Annotated in this window: 13 protein-coding genes; 7 read left to right on the top strand and 6 right to left on the bottom strand. The window is 65.8% G+C overall.

What is annotated here, in order from left to right; genetic code table 11:
* Positions 1-96: 96 nt before the first annotated feature.
* The 4 genes from BUA26_RS01045 to BUA26_RS01030 all read left to right on the top strand — a co-directional run bounded on the left by BUA26_RS01045 (position 97) and on the right by BUA26_RS01030 (position 6,743).
* A complete protein-coding gene (locus BUA26_RS01045; RefSeq protein ID WP_072757114.1) occupies positions 97-1,248 on the top strand; it encodes an aldo/keto reductase in 1,152 nt (383 codons plus the stop codon).
* Positions 1,245-1,682 (top strand): GlcG/HbpS family heme-binding protein, encoded by a 438-nt coding sequence (locus BUA26_RS01040; RefSeq protein ID WP_072757112.1) that lies wholly within the window; start codon positions 1,245-1,247, stop codon positions 1,680-1,682. Before BUA26_RS01045 ends, BUA26_RS01040 begins: the two co-directional genes overlap by 4 nt.
* A gap of 943 nt (positions 1,683-2,625) precedes the next feature.
* Entirely contained in the window at positions 2,626-3,627 is a 1,002-nt protein-coding gene (locus BUA26_RS01035) for a DMT family transporter (protein ID WP_072757109.1), read from the top strand.
* A 101-nt stretch (positions 3,628-3,728) separates the two neighbouring features.
* Positions 3,729-6,743, top strand: coding sequence for a glycoside hydrolase domain-containing protein (locus tag BUA26_RS01030; RefSeq protein WP_083572831.1), 3,015 nt, complete (start codon positions 3,729-3,731; stop codon positions 6,741-6,743).
* Positions 6,744-6,768: 25 nt separating this feature from the next.
* Here BUA26_RS01030 and gcvA read toward each other — a convergent pair whose 3' ends face one another.
* Positions 6,769-7,644, bottom strand: a complete 876-nt coding sequence (gene gcvA, locus BUA26_RS01025) for a transcriptional regulator GcvA (protein WP_072757107.1) — start codon at positions 7,642-7,644, stop codon at positions 6,769-6,771.
* A 145-nt stretch (positions 7,645-7,789) separates the two neighbouring features.
* Here gcvA and BUA26_RS01020 point away from each other — a divergent pair, with 145 nt between their 5' ends.
* The gene (locus tag BUA26_RS01020; protein WP_218587764.1) at positions 7,790-8,785 is read left to right on the top strand and encodes an alpha/beta fold hydrolase; all 996 of its coding nucleotides are present in this window, start codon (positions 7,790-7,792) and stop codon (positions 8,783-8,785) included.
* A 49-nt stretch (positions 8,786-8,834) separates the two neighbouring features.
* Positions 8,835-10,121: an MFS transporter gene (locus BUA26_RS01015; protein ID WP_255368109.1), complete on the top strand. Its 1,287-nt coding sequence runs from the start codon at positions 8,835-8,837 to the stop codon at positions 10,119-10,121.
* A 74-nt stretch (positions 10,122-10,195) separates the two neighbouring features.
* Here the strand turns inward: BUA26_RS01015 and BUA26_RS01010 are convergent, their stop codons facing one another.
* On the bottom strand, positions 10,196-11,476 hold the full coding sequence (locus BUA26_RS01010; protein ID WP_072757105.1) for an alkaline phosphatase family protein: 1,281 nt from the start codon (positions 11,474-11,476) through the stop codon (positions 10,196-10,198).
* Positions 11,477-11,526: 50 nt separating this feature from the next.
* Here BUA26_RS01010 and BUA26_RS01005 point away from each other — a divergent pair, with 50 nt between their 5' ends.
* Complete coding sequence (locus tag BUA26_RS01005; RefSeq protein ID WP_072759902.1) at positions 11,527-11,922, top strand: hypothetical protein; 396 nt, start codon at positions 11,527-11,529, stop codon at positions 11,920-11,922.
* 12 nt (positions 11,923-11,934) lie between these two features.
* On the opposite strand, the gene BUA26_RS01000 is transcribed toward BUA26_RS01005, so the two are convergent.
* The 4 genes from BUA26_RS01000 to BUA26_RS00985 form a co-directional block, all read right to left on the bottom strand.
* On the bottom strand, positions 11,935-13,344 hold the full coding sequence (locus BUA26_RS01000; protein WP_072757103.1) for a nitrilase-related carbon-nitrogen hydrolase: 1,410 nt from the start codon (positions 13,342-13,344) through the stop codon (positions 11,935-11,937).
* Positions 13,328-13,909: a TetR/AcrR family transcriptional regulator gene (locus tag BUA26_RS00995; protein WP_072757101.1), complete on the bottom strand. Its 582-nt coding sequence runs from the start codon at positions 13,907-13,909 to the stop codon at positions 13,328-13,330. The genes BUA26_RS01000 and BUA26_RS00995 overlap by 17 nt, the downstream gene beginning before the upstream one ends.
* Positions 13,910-14,209: 300 nt before the next feature.
* Positions 14,210-14,758 carry a methylated-DNA--[protein]-cysteine S-methyltransferase gene (locus BUA26_RS00990; protein WP_072757099.1) on the bottom strand — a complete coding sequence of 183 codons (549 nt, stop codon included), beginning with the start codon at positions 14,756-14,758 and terminating at the stop codon, positions 14,210-14,212.
* A complete protein-coding gene (locus tag BUA26_RS00985; protein WP_072757097.1) occupies positions 14,755-16,260 on the bottom strand; it encodes a DNA-3-methyladenine glycosylase 2 in 1,506 nt (501 codons plus the stop codon). The genes BUA26_RS00990 and BUA26_RS00985 overlap by 4 nt, the downstream gene beginning before the upstream one ends.
* Between the last annotated feature and the right edge of the window lie 16 nt (positions 16,261-16,276).

Below are 16,276 nucleotides of genomic sequence, written 5' to 3'. Positions count from 1 at the left end.
GATTAGTCCTGCTTCAAGAAGCATGCAGAGAATCGGTATTTTTCAGCGTAATGACAAGAGGCAGACTGATGCCGTCCCCACCGCTGGAGTCCCGTCATGCCGCTCGATCAGTACTACACCCTCGGCCGTTCCGGCCTGCGCGTCAGCCGCCTCGCGCTCGGCACCATGACCTTCGGCGACGACTGGGGCTGGGGCGCGGCGGAAGACACTGCCCGCGCCATGTTCGACCGCTACCTCGCTGCCGGCGGCAATTTCGTCGATACCGCCGACCTCTATACCGAAGGCAGCAGCGAGCGGCTGCTGGGCAAGTTCATCGCCGACAGCGGCAGCCGCGACCGCGTGGTGCTCACCACCAAGTTCAGCTACAACGCCGAGCACGGCAACCCGAATGCGGGCGGCAACGGCCGCAAGAACATCCTGCGCGCGGTGGAGGGTTCGCTGCGCCGCCTGCGCACGGACTACATCGACCTGTACCTGCTGCACACCTGGGACCGGATCACCCCGGCCGAAGAAGTGCTGCAGACGCTGGACGACCTCGTTCGCGCCGGCAAGATCCGCCATGCTGGCCTGTCCGACGTGCCGGCATGGTATGCCGCGCAGATCCAGACGCTGGCGCGGGCGCATCACCTGCATCCGCTGGTCAACCTGCAACTGCAGTATTCACTGGCCGAACGCAATATCGAGCGCGAATACGTGCCGCTCGCGCAGGAGCTCGGTATGGGCATCACCGCGTGGAGTCCGCTGGCGATGGGCTTGCTGTCCGGCAAATACCGGCCCAGCGAGGCCGGCCACGACGGTGCGGGCGAAGGCCGGTTGCAGGCGGTCAAGTCGATGGGCCTGCCATCGCTGGCCGACAAGTTCACGCCGCGCAACTGGGCGATCGTCGGTGTGGTCGAGCAGGTCGCGCGCGAGAGCGGCTTGAGCATGTCGCAGGTCGCGATCCAGTGGGCCGCGCGCCAGCCGGGGCTGGGCGCGGTGATCCTCGGCTCACGCAACATGGCGCAGTTCGAGGACAATCTTGCTGCGCTCGAACGCCCGTTGCCGGACGAAGCCATGCGCCAGCTGGATGAAGTCTCCGCATTGCCGCTGCAGTTTCCCTACAGCTTCTTCGAGCCAGCACAACAGAGCAGCCTGCACGGTGGTGTGGGTGTCGGCGACAAGCCCGCCGGTTATGCGCCCAGGGTATGGACCGACGCCGCACCGCGCGCGGACTTCGGGCCGGGCGCAACCGCGCAGACGGCTCCATGAGCGCACCCGTCGTAGCGCGTTACGGCGCACCCATCACGCTCGATCGGGCGCGCCGCGTCATGGCCGCCGCCGAGGCCGAGGCGCAGACATATGGCTGGCCGATGGTGATCGCCGTGGTCGGCAGCGGCGGCCATCTGGTGATGCTGCATGCGCTGGACCAGGCGCAGCACGCCAGCGTGACGGTGGCGCAGGCCAAGGCCGAGACAGCGGTGAACTTCCGCCGGCCCAGCAAGATCTTCGAGGACGCCGTGGCCTCCGGCAGCCTCGGCCTGCGCCTGCTCGGCATGCACAACCTGCTGCCGCTGGACGGTGGCCTGCCATTGATCGTGGACGGTGAGGTGATCGGCGCGATCGGCGTCTCCGGCATGCAGTCGACGCAGGACGCGCAGGTGGCTGCAGCCGGTGTCGCCGCACTCGCCGGCGATCGGGCCTAGCCCCATCTTGTAGGTAGGAGCCCGCTGGCGGGCGATGCCCTTCGCCTTCGCTCCGCAGCAACAGCATCGCGGCCGAGGCCGTTCCTACAAAAAGCCGCCAAGGCCTTGCTACACCTGTGGGAGCGACTTCAGTCGCGATGCCTTTGCTCTTTGGTTGTTTGTTTGAAGCGAAGAGCTTTCGTGCGCCGTTGGCGCCCGAGTCACTTTCTCTTTGCGTGCTCAAAGAGAAAGTAACCAAAGAGAAAGAGCACCCCGCTTACGCGCTTGCCGGGCATCCTGCCCGGCAAGTCCGCGGGCGGGTTACGGGGTTTGTCGACAGGGCATCCTGCCCTGACGCCAAACTGGTTCGCATCCTTGCGAACCACCCTGCGGGCTGTTCCTCCACCCACCCGCCGCTTCAGAGGGGCCCCGGGTAGAGCAGCGGGCCTTCCTGGCCCGCACTCGATGAAAAGCCGAAGCGAAGCGTCGCTCTGGCCGTTGACCTGGCTCTTCTGAAAAGTGCAGGCCACGATGGCCTGCTGCTCTACCCGGGGCCCCTGTGCGGCGGTGAGACGGGGACGACAGGCCGCACAGCGGGAGTCGACAGGGAGGTCGACTCCTTTTCGCACGGGCAGGATGCCCGTTCGAAAAGCCCGGCCCCGGCTCACGGACTTGCCGCCCACGGATGGGCGGCAAGCGCCAAGCGGGGTGGCCTTTCTCTTTGGTTACTTTCTCTTTGGCCACACAAAGAGAAAGTGACTCGGGCGCCAATGGCGCACGAAAGCTCTTCGCTTCAAACAAACCACCAAAGAGCAAAGCCATCGCGACTGAAGTCGCTCCCACAAATAAGGCGGGATGCCCGGAAGGTGAAAGCGCCTCGCTTCAAACCCGCCAGTCGAGCAGCCAGGCGCTACGCAAACCCGTTGCGATTTGCCACACTCGGATCTTTCGCCAATCGATAGCGATGCGTTCGAATGCTCTCGCCGCGGTGGGACTGGCGTTGTGTTCCGCGCTGTTCTTCACGCTTACCTACGTGCTCAATCGCAGCCTCGTCGCCGGCGGTGGGCATTGGGCGTGGGCGGTGATCCTGCGTTACCTGTTCACGCTGCCGTTGCTGGCCGCGGTGGTGCCCATGCAGGGCGGACTCGGTGATTTGCCGCGCGAACTGCGCCGGCATGCGCGGCCGTGGTTGTTATGGAGCAGCGTCGGCTTCGTGCTGTTCGGCGTGCCGCTGACCTGGGCGGCGAACAGCGGGCCATCATGGCTGATCGCCGGCAGCTTCCAGACCACCGTGCTGGCCGGGCCGCTGCTGGCGCCGCTGATCTATCGCGATGAGCGGCGTCGACTGGCGTGGCGCACGCTGGCGATCGGCGCGCTGATTGTCGCCGGCGTGTTCGCCTTGCAGTGGGGCCATGCGCAAGGCCGGCTGCATGCGGGTGACTGGTTGGCGATCGGTGCGGTGGTGCTGTCCGCGTTCGCCTATCCGCTGGGCAATCGCAAGCTGCTGTTGCACCTGGAGCATGCCCAAATGGAACCGGGCGAAGGCCGTATCACCGCCGTGCAGCGCGTGTTCGGCATGACCTTGTGCAGCTGGCCGCTGTGGCTGCTGTTCGCCGTCATCGCTTGGCGCACGATCGGGCCGCCGAGCCTGCGCGAGGCGCTGCTGGCCGGCGGCGTGGCGCTGTCGTCGGGCACCATCGCCACGGTGATGTTCTTCCGCGCCACCGACATGGTGCGGCGCGAGCCGACCGCGTTGGCTGCGGTCGAAGCCATGCAGGCGGCCGAATTGCTGTTCGCGACGCTGCTCGGCGTGCTGTTTCTCGGTGAGGCATGGCCGCGCGGCTATGCGCTGTTCGGCGCGCTCGCGATCATCGCCGGCATTGCGCTGTTCGGCTGGGTCAGCGGCCGCGGCGCCGCCGGCGACGACGAGGCGGTGCGCGCCTTGCGCAGCGACCGCAGCGCCTGATGGCCCTTCAATTTATTTCGAATATGTTCGTTTGCTTGTGAAATTCGATCAATCAAGTTACATATTGGTTTCGATCAGGGCCGCGAGAGCTTCCGCACACCATGAGCAAACGACGATTTTCATGCCTGCTGGCGTGTGCGCTGCTGGGTGCAAGCAGTGCGCTGTGGGCGCAGCCACCGACCTCCGGGGCCGGTACCGGTACGAATCTGCGCTGGGATGCGGATCGTTATGGCAATCATCGCTACCTCGTGCAGGTGGACAAGCCCGCTGAGGCGGTGCGCGTCGTCGTCCCCTGGCGTCGTCGCGATGTTCATCCGGAACAGGTGGCGGTGATCGTCACCGGGCCGGACAGCAAGATGATCGCCAACGTGTTGCGGGGCGCGATCGACCAGGCCAGTGGCGAGCTGGTGTTCGAGGCGCGCCAGCCCGGCATCTATGCGGTGTACTACCAGCCGTACCTCAGTAACGGGCGCAGCAATTACCCGACGGTGAGCTACGCCACGCCGAAGGACACGGCCGATGCTGGCTGGATCCGCAAGACCGGCCACGATGCTGCGCACTGGCGCAAGCTGCCATCGGCGACAGTGCTGCGCTACGAAGGTGTCAGCGATTTCGATGCGTATACCGCGATGGAGCGGGTGGCGACACCGGCGGAAGTGCAGCAGCAGCTCGCCGCGCACCCCACGCAGGTGCTGTGGCTGTTTCCCGAGACGCGCGCCTATCCGGTGCGCATGTTCGATCAGCTGCCGCAGCGCTGGGCGCAGCGCGGACCGGGCGGCGAGCTGGCCGACAAGGCGTTGCGTGGCGAGTACCTGAGTTTCCAGGTCGGGCTGTGGGCACCGCGTGCCGGGCTCGATCACGTGCAGGTGGCGTTTGCAGATCTGCACGGCCCGGACGGCGCGATCCTGCCGGCCAGCGCGCTGACCAGCTTCAACCAGGGTGGCGTCGATTTCACCGGCAAGCCATTCAGCACCCGCGTCGACGTGGCGAAGGGGCGCGTGCAGCCGTTGTGGATGGGGCTGGATATACCGGTGGATGCGAAGCCTGGCGTGTATCGCGGCGTGGTGACAGTCAGTGCCGATGGCGTGGCGGCGCAAGCTGTACCGCTGGCCATTACCGTGGGCGAAGGCAACGCCGTCGCGCATGGTGATGACGATCCGTTCAAGCTGACCCGGCTGCGCTGGCTCAACTCCACGCTGGCGCAGGACCACGCACTGGTGAAACCGTTCACCGCGGTGACGGTCCACGGCGCACAGCTCGGCATCCTCGGGCGTGAGGTGCAACTGGCCAACAGCGGTCTGCCGGCGCAAATCGAAAGCCGCTTCGACGAACGCATGACCGGCTTCGTGAAGCAGCCGCGCGCCTTGCTCGCCGCGCCGATGCAACTGCTGGTGCAGGATGCGAACGGCACTCACGCGCTGCATGCGACAGCGCTGCCGACCGTGCAGGCCGACGGCCCGGCCAAGGTGCACTGGCAAGTCGCCGCCGATGCCGGTCCCCTGCAAGGCGAAGTGACGGCCAGTCTCGAAGCGGACGGCACGCTCAGCTATGCGATCGCGCTGAAGGCCATCCAAGCGGTCACGCTGAAGGACATCCGCCTGGAAATTCCAATGCGCAGCGACACGGCACAGTACGAGCTGGGCCTGGGTCGCACCGGCGACCACGCGCCGGCGGATTTCAGCTGGAAGTGGAACGTCGAGAACAATCAGGACGGCGCATGGATCGGCGCGGTGAATGCCGGACTGGAATTCCACCTGCGCGATGAAAATTACCTGCGCCCGCTCAACACCAACTTCTATCACCAGCAACCGCTGCGCATGCCGGCCTCATGGGACAACGCCGGGCAGGGCGGTGTCACGTTCAAGCGCAGCGGCGCGCGCTATCTGGTCAACGCGTTCAGCGGCCCGCGCACGATGGCGGCAGGACAGGTGCTGCGTTACGACGTGGTCATGCGCGTCACACCGTTCAAGACGATCAAGCCGGCCGAGCATTTCGCCGAGCGTTTCTTCCACAAGTACGACGACCTGGACACGATCAAGGCCGACGGCGCGAACGTGGTGAACATCCATCACGCCACGCCGATCAATCCGTGGATCAACTACCCGTTTCTCCAAGCGGATGCGATGCGGGCCTACATCGACGCCGCTCACCAGCGCGGCATGAAGGTGAAGATCTACGACACCATCCGCGAAGTCTCCGACCGCGCGCCCGAGCTGCCGATGCTCGAATCGCTGGGGCACGAGGTGATCAGCGCCGGCAAGGGCGGCGGCTTCTCCTGGCTGCAGGAGCATCTGGACGGCGACTACATCGCCGCCTGGCACGTGCCGGAAAACCGCGACGCGGCGGTGGTCAACGCCGGCCAGAGCCGCTGGCACAACTACTACATCGAAGGGCTGGACTGGCTCGCCCGCAACGTCGGCATCGACGGCTTGTACCTGGACGACGTCGCCTATGACCGCACCACCATGAAGCGTGTGCGCAAGGTGCTCGAGGCGCATCGGTCGCATCCGCTGATCGACCTGCATTCGGCCAACCAGTTCAATCCGCGCGACGGCCATATCAACAGTGCGCTGCTGTACATGGAGCTGTTTCCGTACATCGACCGACTGTGGTTCGGCGAGGAGTTCGACTACGAGAAGACCTCGCCCGGTTACTGGCTCACCGAGATGTCCGGCATCCCGTACGGCTTGATGGGCGAGATGCTGCAGAACGACGGCAACCCCTGGCGCGGCATGCTGTTCGGCATGACCAGCCGGCTCGGCTGGTCCAAGGGCAGCGACCCGCGGCCGTTGTGGCGGCTATGGGACAGCTTCGGCATCGAACAAGCCGACATGATCGGCTGGTGGGTTCACGAGGCACCGGTGAAAACCGGTCGCGACGATGTACTGGCCACCAGCTATGTGCGCCACGGCAAGACGCTGATCGCGCTGGCCTCATGGGCGCCGCAGAGCACGGCGGTGAAGCTGCAGATCGACTGGAAAGCACTCGGGCTGCGATCCGGTAACGCCACGTTGAAAGCGCCCGCCATAGAAGGCTTCCAGTCGGCTGCCGAGTTCAAGCCGGGCGATGCGATTCCGGTGGAGCCGGGCAAGGGGTGGTTGCTGGTACTCGAATAGCGTTCACGGGTGAAGCGCCGCCGTCTCAGGCATCCGTTGATCCGCTCAGCCAGCGGCTGAAGTCCACGACGCTGGTCGTCTTTGGCCGGCGCGAAGACGTGACGAGGTAATAGCTGCCACGCGAGGGCAGGGCAACGTTGCCGATGCGCTTCAGCGTACCGGCGGCGATAGAGTCCATGACCAGGCGGCTGCGCGCGAGCGCCACACCTGCGCCGGCCTCGGCGGCCTGCAGCAGCAGTGCGGAATCGTTGAACAGCGGCCCGAACACATGCTTGCCGTCGGCGACGCCGGCATGCTCGAGCCACTCCGGCCATGCCCCGAAATCGTCCCGCAGCAGCACACAACGTTCGAGATCGGCTGGCTTGCGCAATCGCATGCGGGTGACGTAACCGGGAGCGGCCACCGGAAACAGTTCCTCGTCGAACAGCTTCTCGCTGCGCACGCCCGGCCAGCGGCCGCCGCCAAAGCGGATCGCGAGATCGACCTCATCGGCGTCGAGGTCCACCAGCGACGTCGTGGTATGCAACCTGAAGTCGATCGCCGGATGCTCGCGCAGAAAGGCGCCGAGCTGTTGCAGCAGCCAGCGGCTCGCCAACGATGGCGGCACGCTGACGGAAAGCCGGTTGCCATCGCGCCGACGCAGCTGATCGCCGGCGTCCGAAAGTTGCCTCAGCGTGGTCTGCACCACTGCCATCAGGCGTTCGCCGGCAGGCGTCAGCGCGACGTCGCGCCGGCTTCGCTGGAACAGCGCGAGTCCGTAGAACGTCTCGATGGACTTGATCTGATGGCTCACCGCACTGGGCGTCAGATGCAATTCCTCGGCGACTCGCGAGAAGTTCCGCAGACGCCCCAGCGCCTCGAACGTACGCAGCGTTTGCATGGGCGGCAACAGGTATTTCATGGATGAAATGCATTCACCGTGTTGTGAAAAATCATGACTTCACCGCTTGCGCCGGGCGCCCAATACTAACTGCAAGCCAGCACGGCCTCGATCCGGAAATTTTCCAGGTCGGCGTGCGGGACGCTTGAACCAGTGGGAGAAACGCGTGAGGAAACTTTGTTTGGTAATGCTGTCGATGGCGCTGGGGCTGTCGATGACTCTGGGCTGCATGCCGGCGAAGGCGGAGACGCTCAGCTACGGCTGGCAGAAGGTCGACGGCCTCCATCTGTTCTACCGCGAAGGCGGTCCGCGCGACGCGCCGACCCTGGTGTTCCTGCATGGCAATCCTTTGTCTTCGATTATGTACGAAAAGTTGATGGAGGATCTGGCCGCCACCGGGAAACTGCATGTGCTGGCAGTCGACTACCCGTCATTCGGCTACTCGGATGCGCCCGATCATGCGACTTATCGCTACACCTTCGATCATGTCGCCGATACGGTGCAAAAATTCCTGGCCGCGCGCGGCATCGCACGCTATGGGCTGTACATGCAGGATTACGGCGTGCCGGTGGGGTTTCGCCTGATGCAGGCGAACCCAAACGCGATCACGATGATCGTCGTGCAGAACGGCGTGATCCATCTCGATGGCTTTCCTTCGGCCCAGGACCCGCACGGGGAATTGCGCCAGCACTGGCAGACGCGCAACGCCGCACTCGATCGGCGTCGTGCCGGCTATGTGGCCAGGCTGGCGTATCCGCAGGCCGACGGCTGGGCTCCCGATGACGGGGTGACGCCCGATGCGGCCTTGCTGATGGTCGCCGCCGAGCAGCGGCCCGGAGTGATCGACGCGCGCAACGACTTGTGGTTCGACTATGGCAACAACGTTCTGCGCTATCCGACGTGGCAGGCGATGCTGAGAAAGATGAAGGCGCCGCTGTTGGTGCTCTGGGGCCGCCGCGATCCGTTCTTCACCACGCCCGGTGCGCTTGCCTATAAACGTGACGTACCCGCCGCGGAGGTCCATCTGCTCGATGCGGACCACTTCGCCTCGCTCGAAGTGCCCGACGAGATAGCGTCCTTGATAACAGGCTTCCTGTCCCGTCATTCGGTGGCTACCGCGCCGCCGCCGCACCTCGATGCCATCGTTGCAGATATTCAATAGTGCGAGCTAGCGTTTATGCTTGCGCGGTGAGTACAGCAACCGATCGAGCATGACGATGGACACCGCTTCCAGCAGCCCGGCACCGCTCTATGAGGAGGCGGTCGCAGCAAAGATCCACCACGGCACCCCGGCATTCCGCCGCACCAATCTCGCGCTGTTCGCGGCCGGCTTCGCCACGTTCGGGCTGCTGTACTGCGTGCAGCCGCTGATGCCGGAGTTCAGCCGCGACTACGGGGTGAGCGAGGCGGGCGCGGCGATGTCGTTGTCGCTGACCACCGGCGTGCTCGCGTTCGCGATGCTGTTCGCCGGTGCGCTGTCGGATGCGTGGGGACGCAAGTCGGTGATGGTGGCGTCGCTGCTGTCATCGGCGCTGCTGGTGCTGGTGACGGCGGTGATGCCGAGTTGGCCGGCGTTGCTGGCGGTGCGCACCTTGCTCGGGCTGACCTTGAGCGGCTTGCCGGCGGTGGCGATGACGTACCTCGGCGAGGAGATGGCGGTCGATTCGATCGGCCTGGGCATGGGCTTGTACATCAGCGGCAGCGCGGTCGGCGGCATGGGCGGACGCTTGATCACCGGAGTGCTGACCGATTTCTTCGGCTGGCGTTTCGGCGTGGGCGTCGTCGGTGTGATCGGTGTGCTGGCCGGCTTGATCTTCTGGCGTGCGCTGCCGCCGTCGCGGCATTTCGTGGCGCAGCCGCTGCACTGGCGCGTGGTGCTGGGACGCTTCGTCGGCATGTTCCGCGACCGCGGCCTGCCATGGTTGTTCGTCGAGGGTTTTCTGCTGCTCGGCGCGTTCGTCACCGTCTACAACTATCTCGGCTACCGCCTGCTGGCGCCGCCATACCACCTGAGCCAGACGGCGGTCGGGCTGATCTTCGGCATCTATCTGGTCGGCACTTTTAGCTCGGCGTGGATGGGCCACCTGGCCGGCCAGATGGGGCGGCGCAAGGTGCTGTGGACGGCGTTCGCGCTGATGCTGGCCGGCGTGGCGCTGACCATGATGCAACCGCTGCTGCTGATCATGCTCGGTATCGTCGCGGTGACGTTCGGCTTCTTCGGCGGCCATTCCATCGTGAGCAGCTGGGTCGGCCGGCGCGCCGGTGCGGCGAAGGCGCAGGCCTCGTCGGTGTACCTGTTCTGCTACTACATGGGTTCGAGCATCGCCGGCGCCAGCGGCGGGCTGTTCTATGCGTCGCATGGCTGGAATGGCGTGGCGCTGTTCGTCGGCGCGCTGGTGCTGGCAGGCCTGCTGATCGCGCTGCGCCTGTTCCGCCTGCCGCCGCTGGTGAACGTGGCGACGCCGCCGACGCCGATGAGCAAGGGCGCGATGCCGTAGGAGCCGGGAATCGGGAATCGGGAATTGGGGGAGCTTTGTAGGGCGGGCACGGCTCGCCCTACAGGGTGATGGCTTCAGCGCGCTGCGGGTTTCAACATGCCCTTCACCGCGTCGTAGTCGCCGTCGTTCGCGGCGGCGGGAAGGCCGAGCAGGTGGGTCATCAGCGGATAGACGTCCACGTTCGGAAATGCCGGCACCTTCGCACCGACACGGAAGGCGGGGCCGTGCGCCACGAACAGCGCCTGCATCAGCGGATCGGCGTTGTCGTAACCGTGTTCGCCGATACTGACGTTGCCTTTGTGGCTGGCGGCGTAGTCGGTGGTGGTGATGCGCCAGCCGACATCGGCCAGGCATAGCAGCCGCGGCACGCGGGGATTGCCGCCGTAAGCGAAACGCGCCGGCACGCGGGTCTTGTCCCAGCAGCGCATGTGCTGCTGCGGCTGTTCGAGCTGGCGTTCGATCGCGGCGAAATCGGCGGCAGCCTTCGCGCTGCCGTCTTTCGGATTGAAGCCGGCGAGGATGCCCGTGCTCACTGTCTGCACCTTATCTTGCGGGATCAGCCGGTCGATCATCACGCTGTTACGTTCCGGCACGCTGGCCATGCCGTGATCGGCCAGCACGATCAGATTGATCTGGTCGAACAGGCCGCGTTGCCGCAGCCCCTGCACCAGCCGCGTCATCGCTTCATCGGTTTCGCGCAGCGCATCGTTCACCTGCGGCGTGTCCGGTCCGTATTTGTGGCCGGCGTGGTCGACGGCGTCGAAATACAAGGTGAGAAACGTGGGGCGTTGCGCGACCGGCTGGTCCAGCCATGCCAGCACCCGATCCACGCGTTGATCCGGCGTCACGTCGCCGTCGTAAGGCATCCACTCATCCGGGTGGTGGCCGTGGATATCCGCTTCGGCACCGGGCCAGAACATCGTCGCGGTGCGCAACCCATGCTGGTCGGCCGTCTCCCAGATCGGCGTGCCCTGGTCCCACCAGCGGCCGTCGCTGACCGCCTTGCGGTTGCCCAGCGAAAACTTGCCGAGTGCGGCATCGAACATCGTATTGTTGACGATGCCATGGTGATCCGGGCGCAGGCCGGTCACGATGGTGTAGTGGTTCGGGAACGTCAGTGACGGAAACGACGGCTGCATCGACGCCGCCCGCACACCGTCGTTCGCCAGCATCGCCAGGGTCGGGCTCAGCCCGCGCTCGAGGTAGTCGTAGCGGTACGCATCGATCGAGATCAGCAGCAGCGGTGCGGGCCGGCCGGTCGTCGCGGCTGCTGCCGGCGCTGCCGGTGGGCGGGTGGCGCAACCGGCGCTGAATGCCGCCCATGTACACAGCAGCAGGCGAAACAGGATTTTCATATGTGGGGTCCTACGATGCTAAAGCCATCCCCACATGATTGCCGATCATCATGACCATTACACGTATTGCTTCGCACCGCCCGGGCATGCATGCACTGCTGATCGGTGCACTGGCGCTGGCGCCGCTCGGTGTTGCCTGCGCGTGGCAGTCGAATTCGCAGCCGTTATCGAGCCAGCAGTTCCAGCAGAATGCGCAACAGCAGCAGACGCGCGATCAACTGCAGAAAAGCCAGCTGGAACAGCAACTGCATCAAGGTGTGGTGGACAACGCGAAGCGCCCGACCGCGAACAACCCCAGCATCCAACGGCAGCTGGACGCAGCCGATCGCGCCCAGCGTCAGCGCGATCGCGCGGCCCAGCAGGACCTGCTCGATCGCGAACGCGACGTCCCGCCGTTGCCGCGCGTGGTGCCGAAGGATTCTCCTGCATCCCCGCGCAGCGGCTGATCGTTCATTTCATCAGCGGGGCAGCGGATACAAGGCCAGGCCCAGCAGCCCGATCAGGCCAGCCAGATCCAGCCACGCGAACCAGTCGCCCCATTGCGCGTACAGGGTATGCGTCTCGCGTAGCGGCAGGTCGCCCACCAGCTCGGCGTTGTGCTGCTCGCTGGAAGCCTCGGCCAGCACGCGGCCGCGGTCGTCGCTCAGCGTGAGGCGGCCGGAATGGGCGGCACGCGCGATGGCAAATCCGCTTTCCACGCCGCGCATGATCGCCATGCGGCTGTGCAGCCAGCCATCGACGGTGAAATCCGATGCGGGCACCAGCAGCAGTTGCGCGTGGCGCGCCGCATAGGCGTGGCCGGTGTCGTGGAAATCCATGTCCTTGCAGATCGCCAGTCCGATCCGTGGCGTACCTTCAAGCAAGGTGTAGCTGTCGCCCGGAACGTAATGTTCAAAGCCGACAAGCAGATGACGCTTGTTGTAAGTGGCCGGTGACATGGCGCCCGGCCGGAACACCATCAGCATGTTGCGCTCGGCGCGGGGATCGCTGGTGGAATCGACGCCAATGCCCACGGTCAGGTCGCGTTGATTCGCCAACTTCGCGAAGGCGGGAAGGTAGGCATCGTCGCTGGCGAAGGATGTTTCCGGGGTCAGCACGATGCGGGCGCCGGCATCCGCAAGACGTTTGATCACGTCCGCGTAATGCGCATCCCGTGCCTGTAGGTCTGCGGCAGACCGTGCCCGCTCCTGCAACGACACCAGGCCGACGCGGATCGTCGCCGTGGCCGGGGCCTGCAATCGCCAGCTGCCATAGGCGAAGGTGACCACGATCAGCAGCGCAGCGGTCGCGGCAGCCGTCATGCGGCTGCGCTTCGACGCCACGTAGGCGGTCTGCACGGCGATCGCAGCCGGCAACAGCAGCACCAGAAAACCGATACCCCAGAGGCCCGTGATGGCGGCGATCTGGATAACCGCAAGCGCATCCATCTGTGTGTAGCCGACGTTGAAGAACGTACCGTGCGGCGAAATCAGGTTGTTGACGTATTCAACGGCGACCCACGTCACCGGCAGGGCCAACGCCGCCGCGAGCGCGTAGCCGCGCAGCAACAGGCGCCGGAACAGCAGTACGCACAAGGCGAGCACGAGGGCAGGTGTGCCGACGGCCTGGATGATCGCCACTACCGGCAGGCCGATGTACCCGTGCAGGTAGCCCCATAGATTGATCCCGCCGATCGCGTACGCGGCAAAAGCCGCCAGCGCCGCCCAGCGGGCGCGAACCCGCGGCGCCAGCCACAGCACCGGCAGCGGCGCCAGCCAGGTCAGCCACCACAGCGGTTGCACGCCGCTGCCAAACCACCAGCCCAGCGCGGTCAGTGCAGTCGCCGCCAGCCATGCGGGCATTGCGGAACGATCAAGCCTTGATGCCATCGATCAGTCTCCCTATTGATTCGAAATAAAATTTGCGGAATTGCGCTTCGTCGTAACTGAAACGGCCGGCGCGATACAGCGCGACCAGGCCGTGCGCGTGCGCCCACAGCGACATCGCCACGTCCCACGGGTCGTCCTGCTTCAACACGCCGCGCCGCACACCCTCGGCGACCGCATCGGCAATGACGTTGAGCGTGGGCGACTGGCGCGCACGGAAGTCCTCGGGAAAGCGCCGCGCATCGTCGCGGCGCACCGAGAACGCGTGGTCGAACAGGTGCGGATGCTCCAGCGCGTATTGCAGATACGGCTCCAGCAACGCGTGCAGGCGCTTGAGGATGTCCGGATGCGTCGCGCGTGCTTCCCATTCATGCGCGACGGTGTTGAAGCTGTCGTCGGACAGCCGCTTCAGCAGCGCCTCGCGATTCGGAAAGTGCCGGTAGATCGCCATCGGCGTGATGCCGACCGCGTCGGCGACCCGACGCATGCTGACGGCGTCGGCACCCTCACGTTCGAACAGCTTGTGGGCGGCGCGCAGGATCTTTTCTGGCGTGGTCAGTTTCTTCATGTATACAGTGTATACATAAGATTTTCGCAGCGTCAATCTCGAATGGCATCGATCTCGAACGGCCTGAATCTCGAACAGCATCGAACGGCCGCGCATCACCCAGCCGTCATTCCGGCGCAGGCCGGAATCGCTTTTTCAGCCGTGAAGCGGGTCATCCCTCGACGACGACTCGAGGCGTACGGCGCTGAAAGTGCGATGAGCAGCCGCGTACCACCTAGCCGTCATTCCGGCGCAGGCCGGAATCGCACTTTCAGCCGAAAAAAGCGATTCCGGCCTTCGCCGGAATGACGATGGAGAGAGTCAGCTATCGAGACGCGTATCAGCGGACGGCGGCGGGCCGCCAAACAGATCGCCCCGCGCGATGCTGTCTTCCAGCATCAGCAAGTAGCGCTTCGTCGGCAGGCCGCCGCCGAAGCCGGTGAGGCTGCCGTCGGCGCCGATCACCCGATGGCAGGGCAGCACGATAGGCAGCGGGTTGCGTCCGTTCGCGGCGCCGACGGCGCGTACCGCCTGCGGCTTGTCGATGCGCCGCGCCAGTTCGCCGTAGCTGATCGTGACGCCGTACGGAATCCGCCCGAGCTCGTCCCACACCGCGAGCTGGAACGGCGTGCCGTGCGGATGCAGCGGCAGTTCGAAGTGCTGGCGTTCGCCGGCGAAGTATTCCTCCAGTTGCACGCGGGCGAACGCGAGCGGTTCCGCGGCACGGATCCAGTTTGGCGAGGCCTTCTTCGGATGACGCTCGCGCTCGAACCAGATCTCGCGCAGGCCGTGGCTGTCCGCCACCAGCCGCAGCGTGCCGACCGGACTGTCCATCTCGTCGTAGTAAATGGTGTCAGACATGGTTGTCATGCGATCGCCTCCCGTTTGCTGCGGCGTGGCAGCGGCAGCGCATCGGAGGCGCCGCGCCACAAGTGGATCACGGCATACGCGCGCCACGGTCGCCATGCTTCTGCGCGCAGCGTCAGCGCTTTCGTGCTGAGTGCCGTCGCGTCGCTCGTGGCCTCGCGGCGCAGAATCAGGTCCGCCGCCGGGAACGCATCCGGATCGCTCAACGCACGCATCGCCATGTAATGCGCCGTCCATTCGCCGATGCCGGGCAGCGCGACCCAGCGCGCCACGAATTCGTCCAGCGACTGGTCCTCGCTGAAATCCACGCGGCCATCCAGCAGCGCCTGCGCCATCCCGCTGATCGTCGCGGCGCGCGTCGTGGTGAGGCCGATCTCGCGCAGGTCCGCCTGCGCCAGCGCGGCCGGTGTCGGGAACAGTCGTTCCAGTCCCGCCATCGGTGCGGTCGGCAACGACTCGCCCCAGCGCTGCACGATGCGCGTCGCCAAGGTGCGCGCCGCCGCCACGCTGATCTGCTGGCCGAGGATCGCGCGTACCGCGATCTCGAAACCGTCCCAGCCGCCGGGCAGGCGCAGGCCCGGGCGGCGCGCCAGCAACGGGCCCAGGATCGCGTCGTGCCGGAACGTGTCCGCGATCGCCTCGGGATTCGCATCCAGGTCGAACATCCGCCGCAATGTCCTCACCACGCCCAGCAGTTGCGTCGGCTGCGGGCAATGCAACTCCAACTGCAGCGCATGCTCGCCGCCGGGCCATGCACTGAGGCGCAACCAGCCCGGCGCGTCGGCCGGGCCGAACACCCGCGCGTAGCTGTGTTCGTCGACCCGTTCCACGCCCGGCAGAGCACGCGTGCGCAGGAACGCGAGCAATGCGTCGAAGTCATACGGCGGCCGATAGCCCAGCCGCAACACCAGCGCCGCACCGGCTGCCGCGCGCGGGTGCCGGCGCAATTCGCGCGGCGGGATGCGGTTCGCCTGCAGGAACGCCGCGTTGAACCGGCGCAGGCTGCGAAAGCCCGATGCGAGCGCGACCTCCGTCACCGGCAGCGCGGTCTCCGTCAGCAACTGCTTCGCGAACAGCAAACGCCGCGTCGTGTGCACGCTGATCGGTGGCGCGCCGACACGCTCCACAAACAGCCGGCGCAACTGCCGCGCGCCGATGCCGACACGGCTCGCGAGTTCGTCCAGCGATTGTTCCGCCAGTACGCCGGCCTCGATCAGCTTCAACGCACGCGCGACCACATGATTGCCGCGTTGCCACTGGTCGTTGCCCGGCGCGAGCTCCGGCCGGCAGCGCAGGCATGGCCGGAATCCGGCCGCTTCCGCCGCCGCCGCGTTCGCGTAATAACGCACGTTCTCGCGTTTCGGCCGCGGCGCCGGGCACACCGGCCGGCAGTAGATACCGGTGCTGCTCACCGCAGTGAAGAACAGCCCGTCGAAACGCGCGTCGCGGCTGAGCCGGGCTTGTTCGCAGATATGCGGGTCGGGCAGGGTGGGAAGCTCGTTCATGGGTGCAGGCTAGCAC

Origin of the sequence: Rhodanobacter sp. OK091 (assembly GCF_900142825.1) — a bacterium.
Classification (GTDB): Bacteria; Pseudomonadota; Gammaproteobacteria; order Xanthomonadales; family Rhodanobacteraceae; genus Rhodanobacter.
Note: the sequence above shows the minus strand (reverse complement) of the source record. Positions and strands in the feature narration are given on the sequence as shown.